The sequence below is a fragment of the Thalassobacillus hwangdonensis genome (assembly GCF_042675915.1).
GTDB lineage: Bacteria > Bacillota > Bacilli > Bacillales > Halobacillaceae > Thalassobacillus_A > Thalassobacillus_A hwangdonensis.
The window spans coordinates 1,109,293-1,123,079 of record NZ_JBHTKL010000001.1; the positions used below are offsets into that span (position 1 = coordinate 1,109,293).

Here is a 13,787-nt window from a genome sequence, read left to right on the forward strand (position 1 = left end):
TTTTATTGATCCTTTTCTACTTTCAACCCCTTCACCTGTACACACACATCAAAGAAATTACTGATTCCATCCCCTAGAAGAAACGTTTGGATTGCACGATTCCTTTTACTTTCCTCAGAAAAAGGATTACGGGATTCATGCGGTATCAGATGAGTCATCATCCCTGCCTGAAGCAGAAAGGCGTTTTGTTTCTCATGGAGAATCGTCTGAAAGCCTTTAGCGGAAGTGATTTTATTCCATATCCCCCAGTGCACATGGTGGGTTATGTCCATCTCTCCAGGATGGTCGAGAACACTCTCCTTCAGCTCATGATTCAAATACCCCCGCAAACTCCCTTCCATTCTGGCTGGATGATTCCATTCTTCCTCTTCATATCCATAGTCGATGGTAATCACCATCCCCTTTTGTAAAACCTTATCCAGTAAACGGACACTCTCCTCCATATACACGGGGATTTCCATGCGATACCCTTCTTTCAAAGTCAACCTATAGTCTTCAACTTTTCCCATGAGTTCAGCATCTGCACGAACCGTCATTTCGGTCAACTGATCCTTTTCATTCATACCTACTTTCACTTCCATGATATCTCCATTGAGCTTTTTTATAACTTTTACGGGTTGAGCATCCAGCCACTCATTTGAAAAGACAACTCCGCTGAATGGGCCGTTTTCGTTATAGAACAACTCGAGACTTTCGTATGTATGGAATCGGTCATCACTGATTTTATTTTTTGCTTCTGATGTATGTACGTCACTTTTTTCAATGAAAAAATACTCCCAACTAATTGCTTTGTTATCCAGATAGCTGGTGATCTGTGCTGCAAAATCACCGGTCCCGCCTCCAACTTCACAGAATTTTAACGGCAGTCCATGGGTCATGCAAAAATCCAGCACATAATCCGCGATTGTTTCTGCAAATACAGGGTGGACCATACTCGACGTATAAAAATCTCCTTGTTTTCCAATCTTCTTGGTCATTCGCTGGTAGTACCCATCCAGCTCATCGTAAAGCACATGTTCAATATAGGTATCATATGAGATGCACTTTTCTTTTGTATCAGCAATTAACTTCTTTATCTTCGTTTCCATACAAACTCCTTTTCAGTAAACATTATTGACATAGTGTTTACACGGAATTATAGTATACAATGTAGCTTGATTTTTTATCCCTAACCAATAAAAAGCAGAGCACATCCCCCCAAAGAGGCTATCTCCAGATAGCCTCTTTTTTATGGCTCTGGGAGCTGTGGATCTCAACCTATTCTAAGTCAGGAATGGATTCTCCGATTTTTCTTCACCTATGGTTGTTGCAGGACCATGTCCTGGATAGACTACATACGCATCACCGAGACTGAATAACTCTGTTCGGATACTAGTCAGCAATGTCTGCATATCCCCACCAGGCAGGTCTGTTCGACCGATTCCCCGCTGGAACAATGCATCTCCTGAAACCGCGAATGTGTCAAAGATAAATGATACACTTCCAGGTGAATGTCCAGGTGTATGTCTCACTTCCATTTTAAATGGTCCGACCGTTAATGGACCCGGGGTTAGTAAATGGTCTGGATCCTCAGCAGTAATTTCTCCCATTTGGAAAAAGGATGAGCCATTCTTCGTCGGGTCCATCAACCAGTCTTTTTCTTCCTTGTGCAGATAAACAGGAATTTTGAAATGGTCCCTCACTTTATCGACAGCACCAATGTGATCAAAGTGTGCGTGGGTCAAAAGAGCAGCAACAGGTTTTAGGGCTTCTTCATTAAGATATGTAATCAGTTTCTCGCCTTCACCGCCCGGATCGACAATCAGGCATTCCTTTCCCTCTCTGATGATATATGCATTCGTCCCTAGCGGACCTAAAGGCATTTGTATAACTTTCATAAGTGTGTTGACTCCTTTCACAGAATTTATTAAAATTCCTTATAGAATATCTCGACAAAAGTTGTGTAATACTATAAAATGTATGAGGAATGAGCTACATAGACACATTATAACATCCTGAAATGATCTATGGATACTACAGGAAGGGTATAGGGGGTGCTGATATTGGTAACAGCAATCATCATTTTATTGGTCGCAATTCTATGTGTACTTGCCGTATTCCGTGAAGTTAAAAACAAGAATTTCTTTGCAGTCGCATTTGCAGGTGTTTCAGCATTGATTTTCGGCTGGTTCTCCATTATGACACTTTACAGTAATCTGTTTGGCTAAAAACATCCAAAACCTTGCCCTAAAACGGCAAGGTTTTTTAGTTTGAAGCACTTTTTTTCAATTCATCTTTTCCTTCAATCAACTGTTCGTTCTCGTTAAAGAAATAACGGTACATGGCGAGTGTGACGAACATTGCACTAATAGAAACTGAAGAAAAAATGCTCAGTGATATGACAAGCTGGTATTTGATTGCCATTACCGGCTCTACTCCCCCGAGGATCAGCCCGGTCATCATTCCAGGCAGCTGAACAAGCCCAATCGTCTTCAATCGATCGACATTCGGAATCAGCGATGCATTGATCGTCTTTCTGACGATAAGGTGTGAGGCCTGCTTCGGTTTCGCGCCAAGTGATAGTGCAGCAAGCAGTCTTCCGCTGTTCTCGGTATATTCACTCTTCATACGCTCAAGCGCAAGCCCCATTGCTACCATACTGTTTCCGATAACCATCCCACTCATCGGGATCACCTGTGACGGCTTGAAATCGATCATATCAAATACAAGCCATAACGTAAGTACACTCGCTTCGACTACAATAAGTCCTCCAAGGATGACCCAGAAGACATGCGGAAGTTCTTTCCCCTTTTTTCTAGCATGAAACGTTGCAATGATGATCATGACTGTCAACATCAGTGGGATACCCACAAAGGGGTCAAGATCAAACAGATACGTCAGTATATATCCGATTGCAAATAATTGGACCGTTCCCCTTACCGCAGACCAGACGATATTCTTACTCATTCCAAGCTGATAAAAATAAGAGAGCGTCAAAGGTACAAAAACAAAAATGATTAAAAATAATAAGGACTGATTTGATATTTCCGGTGACATACCATTCACTTCCTACTCCTGTGTAAATTCCTTCAAAGCATCTGTTTCAGGATGATCGAGCATATCTGGTATCCTGCCATCCTCCACGATTCTCCCGTCGTGGATGAATAACCCTCTTTCACCGAGACGCTTCGCCTGATTCATATTGTGAGTGACCATGACCATAGTCAATTTCTGCTCTTCAATCAGACATTCCAACACCTCTTCGATTTCTTCTGCCGTACGATAGTCCAATGCACTCGTCGGCTCGTCCAACAACAGAACTTTCGGTGAGTTCGCCAATGTTCTTGCCAGTGATACCCTCTGCTGCTCCCCACCGGATAATTGATCGACATCTCTATCCAGGTAAGAGCCAGGCAACTGCACATACTCAAGAAGCTTCTTCCCATCTTCCTCTTTCCACTCCCCGAACAATGATGGACCGTACTTGATATTGTCTTTTACTGTTCCAGGAAACAGATTGGGCGATTGCAGGACTAATCCCACCTGCTTTCGTAATTCTGTAATATTGTACGTTTCAATCGGTTTACCCATAAATTCGATCTTGCCTTGATCAGGGTCTTTCAGTCGATTAAATAGGAACAGGGTTGAACTTTTCCCTGCTCCTGATGGACCAAAAAGTATGATTTTTTCGTTATGTCCAATTGTGAAATTCAAATCGTTCAATGGTGCTTTGGCTACACCCTTAAATGAAAACAGTACGTCCGACATGTCGATCATCCCAACCTTTCAACTTCCACCATTCCATATAGCTCTGTTCTATTAGTTAGTCTACCTTAATCAAGTGGGCTTTAAACTTTTCAGAAAATCGGCCTTTCGTCTAATGAAGTGACTGTAGACAGATTTGTTTAACATGTTCAACATTAAGAAGGTACTGGGAAAGGGGTAAAGGATTGATCCCTTTCCCGATTTCAACTGTGTAAGCTTCCTTTTTAAAGGCTTGGATAAACCAATCCTTCATCCCTGCATGACTGTCAATAGTCCGGATCGGTTCGTAGCCGCTCACCTTTTCAAAAGCCTGCACAATCACCTCAGAGTTGGCCGGCTCCTTACCTTCATATCCATAATAGATCACTTCGCCTTGGGAATGAAAACATAACACTCGATCGAAGTCACGGTCCATAGCTAATCGATACATCGCGAATGCTTCAGGCTCTGATAAAGGATAAGGACCCGGGTAGTCCCTGAACGAGGGTTTAGCCGGTTTCCTTTCTTTCTCTACAAACCATCCTGCCGGAAATTGTTTATTCAGATCCACTCCGCGGATGTTTGCTTTCCAGGAACTGAATGTGCGGTTCATTCCGTTCCATTCCTTCACCATTTGTCCATAGGCACTTGCTTTTGAAGGTCCGTGGATCACCAGATCGACACCGTCAGGATTCACCATAGGTACAACTGATAACGTCACGTTCGATAACAATTCTTTTATATCGGTCCCTTTGAAGAAAGCTTCCAGCACATCTAATAAAGCCATCGAAGTCATCCATTCATTTCCATGGAATCCTCCATTCCAATGGACCTTTCGGGGACCATTTCCTATTACAACTTCGTAAATCGGCTTTTGTAAAATCGAACGACCAATTTGGTTTATTTCAACGCCTGTTCTGCCCTGCCATTGATTAAGCTTTTCTTCTACGGTTTGTGACCCCTCGAACATCCATACCCCTCCCTCTACACTTATCTTATTTTCAAAACGTACTCCCCATCCTTCTCCATTAAAAAAAGCACCCGATTGGGTGCTTTTTTTGTAGTTATTCTTCGCTTTCTTCTTTTTCCTGCTGCTGTCCTTCTTCAAAGTTATAGAATCGGAACAGGTCACCATAAATGATACTGTCTGAATAACCTAATTCTTTATCGACTTTTTCTTTGATCGGTTGACAGGCTTCGGCTTGTTCTTCACTTACCTGCTCTCCAGTCTCACGATCGTAACAGATATCATCGCTATAGACATATTTGTCGCTGACGAAGCTTCCGTCACGCATTGCAATATAGCCTTTGCGATCTTCCGTAAACAGATCGGTACCGAAGGAAAGATCATTTTCCTCTTCAATTCCAAGCAAATGCATAAGTGTCGGCTTCACATCGATTTGACCGGCAATTTTGTCATATTGCTTTCCACCTTCATATCCAGGAATATGAATCATGAACGGTACACGTTGAAGCTGCACGTGGTCATAAGGTGTAATCTCTTCTTTGCCTAGGAACTGGGCCATCGCTTTATTGTGATATTCACTGATACCGTAGTGGTCACCCATCAATACGATGATGGAGTCTTCATAAAGACCAGCATCCTTCAGCTGCTGGAAGAATTGCTCAAGCGATTCATCCGTATATCTTGCTGTCGGGAAGTAATGATTCAGTGTACGGGAACCTGAGTCATACTTATCGATATTCGCCTTATCTTCCGGAAGCTCGAACGGGAAGTGGTGCGTCAAGGTAATGAACTTACTGTAAAAAGGTTCTTCCTGAGCTTTCAAGTATTTGATCGACTGCTCGAAGAATGCTTTATCTTCAAGTCCCCATCCGAATGAGTTTTGTGGTGTAGCTTCATAGGACTCTTCACCATGGAACTTATCATAGCTGATGTTGTCATACATGACATCACGGTTCCAGAAACTCTTGTTGTTCGCATGGAATACAGACGTGTAATAATCATTTTCATTCAATATTTCAGGAAGCGCATTGTATTCATTTTGTGCATGAGTGAAATAAACAGATCCACGCGGTAATGGATACATTGAATTTTCGACTATGAACTCAGAATCCGATGTTTTCCCTTGTGCTGTCTGATGATAGAAGTTCGGGAAGAAAATCGTATCTTTGCTTTCTTTCAAATCATTCATGAATGGTGTTACTTCTTCTCCATTGATTTTGGAATCAAGGGTGAAATTCTGCATTGATTCTACAGAAACGAAAATGACGTTCTTGTCTTTTGCAACACCGAACATTTCGGATTTTTCCTTACTTTCTGTGTTGTCACGCATATAAGATTCGATCTCGTTGATTTCGCTGCCATCAGCGAAAACTCGTTGTGCTTTCGTCTTGGTTGTCATTGTTGCATCATAAAGGTGATAGTTGAAGACACCAATATTCTTAACAAGGTATTCACGGTCAAAAGCACGAACGAAAAGCATCGGACGCTCCATCTCAGCCAATACGACGTTCACTGTCAATAATAGGAATGTTACTGCAGTGGCAGCAATCTTTCCAGGCTTATTGAAGTTTACTGCGAATGAAGCGGCTTTAGTACTCAACCACCAGATGATTGCAACGTCTACAAATAACAGGATATCCTGCAGGTGAATCAAACCAAGGATACTACCACCTAAATCGGCAGCATTATTACCTTGGAACAAAACCGGAATCGTGATGAAGTCAGTGAAATTACGGTAGAATACTAGATTCAGGTAAAGGATCAATGTACCAAGAAGTGCGGTCCATCTGAGCCATTTCATCTGACGTTTCGGTTTCATCCATACACTGATTGCGAATACAAGATACGCACTTACAATCGGATTTAAAATCAGGATGAGTTCCTGCATTGGATTTTCAATGGATAGATGGAACATATATTTGTACATCATGTACGTTTTAAAACCGAATAACAAGGATGCAATTATAAATAACGGCATCTTAAACTTTGAAGCTTGCATGTGTTTTCCTCCTTACATCCAGGTGTATCATCTTTTTTTGTATTATTTACACATGATTTACGATATGACTTAACTAACTTTACAATATCCGATTATACTCTATGTTAAACCCATACATTTATACGACGAATAATGTACCAGAAAAGTTTCAAAAAATGTTTACCGAAATTAACAAATGGATTTCCCCTTTTCATATAGAGTTATATTTTAATAGACGCTATCGAAAAAGAAAACCCTACAAAGTAAATTCATATCCGGTCAACGATAAGATTATACCAAAGAAATATTTTATGTCTATGACATTCCGGTGTCAACTTTTTACCATTTCTGCGTTTATTCGTTACAAAATTAAAAATGACTGCCAAAACAGTCATTTTTTTCATGCAATCATTTATTTTCCAGCCTCTTTTTCACCATGTAAGCGCCACCAAGTACTCCTGCATCATTCCCTAATACAGCTACTTCAAAAGTTGCTGCTTCCCTGACACGTTTCAGTGCATATTTGTCGAAAGCTTTTCTTAAAGGAATCAAAAGTGAATCGCCCGCTTTTGATACCCCACCTCCAATCACTATTTTTGAAGGATTGAGGACATTAGCCATGTTTGCAATCGACATGCCAAGAACATTGGTTACGTACGTAATCACTTCTTCAGAAACAGGATCATTCTCAGCGGCAGCGTCGAAGATATCTTTTGCAGTTAGTGGAACACTTGCATTAAGGGAGGAAGCCTGATTATCCACCAATTTCTCTTTGGCAACTCTTACAATCCCTGTAGCGGATGCCACCGTTTCTAAACAACCTGTCTTCCCGCAGTTACAAGGCGCACCACCATCTGGAACTACGGTAATATGACCGATTTCCCCAGCAGTTCCATTAGCTCCATTCAGCAGTTCGCCATTTGCTACGACGCCTCCACCGACACCAGTCCCAAGTGTAACAGCAAGCAAGTCATTCGAATTTTCTCCTGACCCCTTCCAGTTTTCACCTAATGCTGCGAGGTTGGCATCATTTTCGACGAACACTGGCCAGCCAGTCATTTCTTCCAAATCCGAACCCAGTGAATAGTCGATCCAGCCAAGGTTGATTGCCTCGTATACGAAGCCACTGATCGAGTCAAGGAATCCAGGAGCCCCGACTCCTACACCGATTACCGAGGTTTTGGGAATTTCCAATCGATCGATCTTCTCAAAAATGGTTTGTTTAATATCATGCACAATACGTTCGCCTTTGTTCTTCAAGTCGGTCGGGATTTCCCATTTATCTTTGATCGTTCCTTCAGGGGTCACGACTGCAAGCTTAACAGTCGTTCCTCCGATGTCCACCCCTATGTAGAATGAATCTGTATGCATCAATTTTCCTCACCCTTTTCTCTATCTCTGAGCCGGGCAGCTTCACTTCTAAGCAGAAGGAGTGCCATTTGATAATCCTGTGTGGAGATACATTGTGACTGGTAAAGTTCCTTTATTTCGTCTTCCATCAGTTCCAAATCACCTAAACGATCTCCTACATAAATGAATGTACCGTATTTTTTCAATAATTGCTGTATATCATAAATTGTCTGCATTTAATCACCAACCACTATTATATCAGTCCTGGCGAAGGAATAACATATTTGGCTGAAAAAAACAGACGCAAACTTAAGCATCACACATAAACAATAAAAGACCCGTCAAAATTGACGGATCTTTGTGCCAACCATTCTATTACCGGTCAGGGTCTTTCGGGTGCAAAAATGCTGGTCTCCTGTTTTTCAATGGAATCGGCGACCGGAGCATGATATCCCTGAATGCGCGGCTGTTGAAAGGTATGAATGGCCAGAAATAAGGCGTATAAAACGTATTCATCCTTGTAAGGATCAACAGCCAGATCGTAATCCCTATCACATACCCCATTCCACCAAGTGCAGCAGTGATGAGCAATAGACACATCCTGATGATCCGGTTGGCAAGGCTAAGCTCATAGCTCGGGGTAGTGAATGTCCCGATTGCAGCGATAGCCAGATACAAAACGACTTCATTGGAGAACAGACCAACCTCCACCGCAACCTGGCCGATCAATATTGCAGCTACCAGCCCTAAGGCTGTGGCCAATGCGGAAGGGGTATGGATGGCGGCCATCCGCAACATGTCGATTCCGACCTCTGCTATGAGGAACTGGCCAATCAGTGGAATTGTACCCTCTTCAGAAGGACCAAGGAATTGCAAGGTTTCCGGCAGATAATCCGGTTGAACTGAAAATAAATAATATAACGGCAATACAAAAATGGATGCAAAAACAGCAATGAACCTCACGAATCTCAAGTAAGCGCCGATGAAAGGTTTTTGCCTGTACTCCTCTGCATGCTGCAGGTGATGCCAAAAGGTGGAAGGTGTAATCATCACACTTGGTGACCCATCGATCAGGATGAGGATATGCCCTTCATACAGATGTGCAGCTGCAGTATCCGGCCGCTCCGTGTAACGAATGGTAGGGTATGGATTCCAATGCTGACCGCTCAGATATTCTTCGATCGTCTTCTCTGCCATAGGAAGACCGTCTGTATCAATTTGTTCGATTGTCTTTTTCAAGTGCTCGACTCGATGATCGTCAGCAATGTCTTCAATATAACAAATCGCTATATCTGTTTTGGAACGACGACCGATTTGCATGTATTCCATCCGGAGCGAACGATCCCGTACCCTTCTTCGGGTCAGGGCAGTGTTGAATACAATCGTTTCTACGTACCCGTCCCTTGATCCACGGACGACCCGCTCGATATCCGGCTCTTGTGGCCCTCTCACAGGATAGGTCCTGGCATCGATCATGATGACCTTTTCCACACCTTCAACAATCAAAGCTGTCGGTCCACCAAGCACAAGGTCTGCTGCCTGAATCAGATCATCTGCTTTATCGAGTTCTACATAAGGAAGGTTCGTCTTCATCAATTTATTCAATGGATCCGGTTCAAGATCCTCAGGTTCGAGACGAGATAGATTTTCCATCAGATAATGCAGAATATCATCTTTGACAAATCCATCGATCATGAACATCGACATCTTCCTGCCCGCATATTCAAGATCCAGGTGGATGACATCAAAACTCTTATCTACACCCAGGTAGTCTCTCATGAAATCGACATTCTTCTGATAGTCACGGAACACCGGCTGTGTTTTCTTATCAGACATCCATTTCACCCCCTAATCAATACCATTAGTTTGTACGGATGAGGGTGAATCATTCATATTAAACCAAAGGGGACTTCAGATATGCCATAAGCAATTGATACGTATTCCATAAAGAATCGGTATGTGTACGTTCCATTGAATGGGACGCATCGATCCCCGGCCCGACAAGGCCATGTTTGATATCATAGCCTGCCCTGATTGCTGCTGATGCGTCTGATCCGTAATACGGGTAAATATCCACCTTATAATCAACGCCGTTCTCGACAGACAGTTTCACCAGACTGTTTTTCAGACCTAGATGGTATGGACCGGAAGAATCCTTCGCACAAATGGAGACATGATGCTCTGTTGATGCCTGCCCCTTTCCGAGCGCGCCCATATCAATTGCTAAATATTCCACTGTCTGCTCCGGAATACTTGCGTTTGCACCAAACCCGATTTCCTCATTGTTCGAAAAATAAAAATGGGTCGTGTAAGGCAGCTTGATTGATTCTTCAACAATAGTTTCAATCATATGCAACATGATCGCTGCACTTGCTTTATCATCCAAGTGCCTAGATTTCACATAGCCGCTTTCTGTCATTTGATACCTTGGGTCAAATGATACGAAATCTCCTACTTGTATCCCTAGCTTTTCAACATCTTCCCTTGAATGAACGACTTCATCCAGCCGCACAACGATATTCTGGTCGGTCCGCTCACACTTTCTAACTTCTCTATTTACATGGACGGACGGATTCTCAAGCAGGATCGTTCCTGTTAAATCTCCCTCGTTCATCGTATGTATTTTACAGTATTCTCCTTCGATACTGTTCCAGGCGAATCCCCCGACCATCGACATTTTCAGTTTTCCGTCCGGTGTAATTTCCTTCACCATTGCCCCTAAAGCATCAAGGTGCGCAGTCAACATCCGATGGTTCTTATTATCTTCCCCTTCGACGGTGGCAATCAATGCGCCTTTATTGGTGAAGGATGCCTGGACACCCTTTACGTTCAGGATATTTTCGCAATAGTTCATGATAAGGTCGGTGTACCCTGATGGACTCGGGATCGACGTCAATTGTTCAATATAATTTACAATATGATTGATATGCTTTTGCATGGTTTGTCCTCCGTTCTTAACATAATTGATCGTTTCTATCATATAACATGTACAAAGAGACTAAAATGACCAAGCTGCCGAAAAAGGGGATAACGGTATGAAAAAATATGTTTGGATCGGAATTACATTAGCTGGTATATGGATGCTGTTCGTCTATTTCACCGCTGCACCTAATGTAGAAAATGTCATCAAATACTTTCCGCTTGATACGTCGAAAACATTTACTGATGCAAAGACGACGCTCAGTTTCCACGACCAGAAAGACACGGATGAGTACGAAGTGGACTGGGAGACAACCTCGACAAGCAGTGAACCTATGTATTTAAGACAGGACCTGTCCCTCTTGTATGTTAATGGACAACTGCGCGGCATCCTTAATAAATGGAAGGAAGATGGTCAGACCATCGAACAGGTAACATCCATCCACGGAGAAGACAGCAGCTTGTATCAGGCGATCACTTTCCACCATGGGGAAGTGCATTACCCTGAAGACGTCATCAAAAGCATCCAGAAAACCTCTTATGATCAGCTTTACGTCATAGACTCTCCTCACACGCCTTTAGAATCTTTCAAACAACCGGATAATGCCCAGCAAAAAGAATGGGTAGATAAACTGCAGCATTCACTTAATCAGCAATTGGATTACCAATGGGATGACTTGTTACTGCATTTCAACATCGACGTCGACAACTATGTCGCTGTTCCACTGACAGACATCCAAAAATTTGAAAACACAGCGATTCCCGGTGTCTCCCAGCAAGAAACTTCACGGATCCTCGGCCAGCTATGGGAAGGGCTGTATAAAAATTATGTGCTTGGGATCGCAGACGCCAAAAATTCAGGACATCCAATCCAAAGTTACATCCCACTTGTTCTATTCGACAAGAATGGTACGCATTTGATGGTACTGTTCGAAGATGATAAAGGAAACAAAGAACAGTTGATTCAGCGTTACTGATTCAACGTTTCATTCAGTTCACGGAATGTATCATCAGAAGGTCGTTGTTCGGCAGCTTGCTTGGCATGGTAAGCTGCTTTTTCCTTTTCTCCCTGCTCATTGTAAAGTAATGCCAGGTTATAGTGCGCTTCAGGAAATTCTTCGTTCCTTTCATTTGCGATCTCGATTGCACGTTCCAGGTCTTTTTGAAAATCTTCTTCCTTATCCAGCTGATAATATGCAAAGGAGCGGTTGAAATACAACTCCTTCTCAAATTGTCCGCCTTTTTGAATTGCCTCTGTCGCCAATTCCACAGCTTCTTCGTATTTCCCCTCTTCATTCCACTGACTCGTTATTTCAACATCCAAGGCAGTGTGCTGTGTATTCTCATCGTTGTTGTAACCGTAAGTGCCAAGTACCGTGAAAGCAATCAGATAGCCAAGCAATGCTGTGCCCTGCCATATCGGTTGTCTATTCTTAGGCAAATGGACGATTGCACTGGCAAGGAAACCTCCCGCCAATCCCCCAAGGTGTGCGCCATTATCAATCTGGGGTACGGAAAGGCCCAATACAATGTTCAAACCAATGATGAATAATAAATTGCTTCCCATCGTCCGAAAAAATATTTTCTTATGCTTTACTCCAAAAAACAACAAGGCACCAAACAATCCAAAAATCGCTCCTGAAGCACCGGCCGCAACATGTGGATTGAATGCAAAGCTCGCAAGTCCCCCGAAAATTCCCGCAAGAAGGTAGATAATTGTAAATCGAGCGGTACCATAGATCCGTTCTACTGCAACTCCCAAATAATACAATGCAAGCATATTCATGATCAGATGAAGATATCCAATATGCAGGAACATGGAACTGATGATCCTCCACCATTCTCCATCGACAATGGCGGGATTATATTTAGCACCATATTGTACAAGATTTGTTACAGAGGTGCTTGACCCATTCCATTCGATATATGCGAATATAATAATGTTCAACACAAGCAGAAGGTAGGTGATCAGCGGCTTTCCATAATTGAAAAGATTTTCCTTCTCCTTCTGCTTCTTTTTTGCATGAAGAAGGATATTTTGTTTGATATAAGGGAGCATCTGTTCTTTTTCGGTGACTTCCTTTTCGGTTCCTGTTTGTTCATTAGGAAGGGAGAGCATTTCGAATAAAGTCGCCTCGTTGGTTTGTCTTTGCTCTGCATCGAGAAAGTGCACAGTCAAACGGACTTCTTTATTTCCCTTGATTTTGATCGGTTCTTCCCTGTTATTCCAATCATCAACAGGAGGGTATTCGGATACATAGACGGAATGTACGGCGATTTCTTTCCCAACAAACATCCTATGATTGCGTTTCATGTGATGGAGGATGCGATCGATATCCCGATTCAGCTGATTGGACCAGTCGAATTGTTCCATCAGTAATCGGACAACATGATTTTTCTTATCGATTTCTTTTTCCAGCCATACTTCATTTTTCTGGTCGTTCACATGCAGGATTTCGAAGCCCTGTTTGACGACAAGCTCCTGTGTCAGCGTCCAAAAGTAATACATATTCTCGATATACATGGTTCGGCTCCTCCCTTCTTTCATCATATCATGTGAACAACCCTTCTCAGCAAAAAAGTTAAGCTTCTATTTCATGTACCCTTAAATAAATGGACAGAAAACAGCCCAGAGATAAATCTTGGATCTCTGAGCTGATCTTGCTGATTCTATAGGAACGTCTGGCGGAGAAGACGTTCTCTTATTGTCGGCATGTTCACCAGAAAGACTGCGATGCACTTCCTTAGCAACTGCAAAGCCAGCAATTTCTGCAGCAATCGGAAACGATAGTGAAAAATCACGTAAAGCAATATCACTCCAATGATCGTAGGCAGTGCGGTTTTCATATC

At 42.6% G+C, this 13,787-nt stretch carries 14 protein-coding genes; 2 read left to right on the plus strand and 12 right to left on the minus strand.

Annotation, left to right across the window (positions count from 1 at the left end):
* Positions 1-2: 2 nt before the first annotated feature.
* Together ACFQ2J_RS05945 and ACFQ2J_RS05950 are read right to left on the minus strand one after the other, a co-directional pair.
* Positions 3-1,088 carry an SAM-dependent methyltransferase gene (locus tag ACFQ2J_RS05945; protein ID WP_386057470.1) on the minus strand — a complete coding sequence of 362 codons (1,086 nt, stop codon included), beginning with the start codon at positions 1,086-1,088 and terminating at the stop codon, positions 3-5.
* A gap of 174 nt (positions 1,089-1,262) precedes the next feature.
* The gene (locus tag ACFQ2J_RS05950; RefSeq protein WP_386057472.1) at positions 1,263-1,877 is read right to left on the minus strand and encodes an MBL fold metallo-hydrolase; all 615 of its coding nucleotides are present in this window, start codon (positions 1,875-1,877) and stop codon (positions 1,263-1,265) included.
* A 156-nt stretch (positions 1,878-2,033) separates the two neighbouring features.
* Between ACFQ2J_RS05950 and ACFQ2J_RS05955 the strand changes: the two genes are divergently transcribed.
* Complete coding sequence (locus ACFQ2J_RS05955) at positions 2,034-2,207, plus strand: DUF2759 domain-containing protein (RefSeq protein ID WP_386057474.1); 174 nt, start codon at positions 2,034-2,036, stop codon at positions 2,205-2,207.
* Between the two features lie 37 nt (positions 2,208-2,244).
* Here ACFQ2J_RS05955 and ACFQ2J_RS05960 read toward each other — a convergent pair whose 3' ends face one another.
* From ACFQ2J_RS05960 to ACFQ2J_RS05995, 8 genes are all read right to left on the minus strand, one after another.
* The gene (locus ACFQ2J_RS05960; protein ID WP_386057476.1) at positions 2,245-3,036 is read right to left on the minus strand and encodes an ABC transporter permease; all 792 of its coding nucleotides are present in this window, start codon (positions 3,034-3,036) and stop codon (positions 2,245-2,247) included.
* A 12-nt stretch (positions 3,037-3,048) separates the two neighbouring features.
* Positions 3,049-3,747, minus strand: a complete 699-nt coding sequence (locus ACFQ2J_RS05965) for an ABC transporter ATP-binding protein (RefSeq protein WP_386057478.1) — start codon at positions 3,745-3,747, stop codon at positions 3,049-3,051.
* Positions 3,748-3,856: 109 nt separating this feature from the next.
* On the minus strand, positions 3,857-4,693 hold the full coding sequence (locus ACFQ2J_RS05970; protein WP_386057480.1) for a M14 family metallopeptidase: 837 nt from the start codon (positions 4,691-4,693) through the stop codon (positions 3,857-3,859).
* 94 nt (positions 4,694-4,787) lie between these two features.
* On the minus strand, positions 4,788-6,689 hold the full coding sequence (locus ACFQ2J_RS05975) for an LTA synthase family protein (protein ID WP_386057482.1): 1,902 nt from the start codon (positions 6,687-6,689) through the stop codon (positions 4,788-4,790).
* Positions 6,690-7,076: 387 nt separating this feature from the next.
* Positions 7,077-8,039 carry an ROK family glucokinase gene (locus ACFQ2J_RS05980; protein WP_386057484.1) on the minus strand — a complete coding sequence of 321 codons (963 nt, stop codon included), beginning with the start codon at positions 8,037-8,039 and terminating at the stop codon, positions 7,077-7,079.
* Positions 8,039-8,254, minus strand: coding sequence for a YqgQ family protein (locus ACFQ2J_RS05985; RefSeq protein WP_386057486.1), 216 nt, complete (start codon positions 8,252-8,254; stop codon positions 8,039-8,041). Before ACFQ2J_RS05985 ends, ACFQ2J_RS05980 begins: the two co-directional genes overlap by 1 nt.
* Positions 8,255-8,393: 139 nt before the next feature.
* Entirely contained in the window at positions 8,394-9,854 is a 1,461-nt protein-coding gene (locus ACFQ2J_RS05990; RefSeq protein WP_386057488.1) for a spore germination protein, read from the minus strand.
* Between the two features lie 58 nt (positions 9,855-9,912).
* Positions 9,913-10,956 carry a M42 family metallopeptidase gene (locus tag ACFQ2J_RS05995; RefSeq protein ID WP_386057490.1) on the minus strand — a complete coding sequence of 348 codons (1,044 nt, stop codon included), beginning with the start codon at positions 10,954-10,956 and terminating at the stop codon, positions 9,913-9,915.
* A 97-nt stretch (positions 10,957-11,053) separates the two neighbouring features.
* On the opposite strand from ACFQ2J_RS05995, the gene ACFQ2J_RS06000 reads away from it, so the two are divergent.
* The gene (locus ACFQ2J_RS06000) at positions 11,054-11,914 is read left to right on the plus strand and encodes a hypothetical protein (RefSeq protein WP_386057492.1); all 861 of its coding nucleotides are present in this window, start codon (positions 11,054-11,056) and stop codon (positions 11,912-11,914) included.
* Here ACFQ2J_RS06000 and ACFQ2J_RS06005 read toward each other — a convergent pair.
* Together ACFQ2J_RS06005 and ACFQ2J_RS06010 are read right to left on the minus strand one after the other, a co-directional pair.
* The gene (locus ACFQ2J_RS06005) at positions 11,908-13,461 is read right to left on the minus strand and encodes a rhomboid family intramembrane serine protease (RefSeq protein ID WP_386057494.1); all 1,554 of its coding nucleotides are present in this window, start codon (positions 13,459-13,461) and stop codon (positions 11,908-11,910) included. The two genes, ACFQ2J_RS06000 and ACFQ2J_RS06005, sit on opposite strands and share 7 nt — an antisense overlap.
* Before the next feature lie 146 nt (positions 13,462-13,607).
* The gene (locus tag ACFQ2J_RS06010) at positions 13,608-13,784 is read right to left on the minus strand and encodes a hypothetical protein (protein ID WP_386057496.1); all 177 of its coding nucleotides are present in this window, start codon (positions 13,782-13,784) and stop codon (positions 13,608-13,610) included.
* Between the last annotated feature and the right edge of the window lie 3 nt (positions 13,785-13,787).

Excerpts from the sequence above, each read along its gene's own strand:
- ACFQ2J_RS05945 (WP_386057470.1), bottom strand. The coding sequence starts at position 1,088 with ATGGAAACGAAGATAAAGAAGTTAATTGCTGATACAAAAGAAAAGTGC.
- ACFQ2J_RS05950 (WP_386057472.1), bottom strand. The coding sequence starts at position 1,877 with ATGAAAGTTATACAAATGCCTTTAGGTCCGCTAGGGACGAATGCATAT.
- ACFQ2J_RS05960 (WP_386057476.1), bottom strand. The coding sequence starts at position 3,036 with ATGTCACCGGAAATATCAAATCAGTCCTTATTATTTTTAATCATTTTT.
- ACFQ2J_RS05965 (WP_386057478.1), bottom strand. The coding sequence starts at position 3,747 with ATGTCGGACGTACTGTTTTCATTTAAGGGTGTAGCCAAAGCACCATTG.
- ACFQ2J_RS05970 (WP_386057480.1), bottom strand. The coding sequence starts at position 4,693 with ATGTTCGAGGGGTCACAAACCGTAGAAGAAAAGCTTAATCAATGGCAG.
- ACFQ2J_RS05975 (WP_386057482.1), bottom strand. The coding sequence starts at position 6,689 with ATGCAAGCTTCAAAGTTTAAGATGCCGTTATTTATAATTGCATCCTTG.
- ACFQ2J_RS05980 (WP_386057484.1), bottom strand. The coding sequence starts at position 8,039 with ATGCATACAGATTCATTCTACATAGGGGTGGACATCGGAGGAACGACT.
- ACFQ2J_RS05985 (WP_386057486.1), bottom strand. The coding sequence starts at position 8,254 with ATGCAGACAATTTATGATATACAGCAATTATTGAAAAAATACGGTACA.
- ACFQ2J_RS05990 (WP_386057488.1), bottom strand. The coding sequence starts at position 9,854 with ATGTCTGATAAGAAAACACAGCCGGTGTTCCGTGACTATCAGAAGAAT.
- ACFQ2J_RS05995 (WP_386057490.1), bottom strand. The coding sequence starts at position 10,956 with ATGCAAAAGCATATCAATCATATTGTAAATTATATTGAACAATTGACG.
- ACFQ2J_RS06000 (WP_386057492.1), top strand. The coding sequence starts at position 11,054 with ATGAAAAAATATGTTTGGATCGGAATTACATTAGCTGGTATATGGATG.
- ACFQ2J_RS06005 (WP_386057494.1), bottom strand. The coding sequence starts at position 13,461 with ATGTATATCGAGAATATGTATTACTTTTGGACGCTGACACAGGAGCTT.
- ACFQ2J_RS06010 (WP_386057496.1), bottom strand. The coding sequence starts at position 13,784 with ATGAAAACCGCACTGCCTACGATCATTGGAGTGATATTGCTTTACGTG.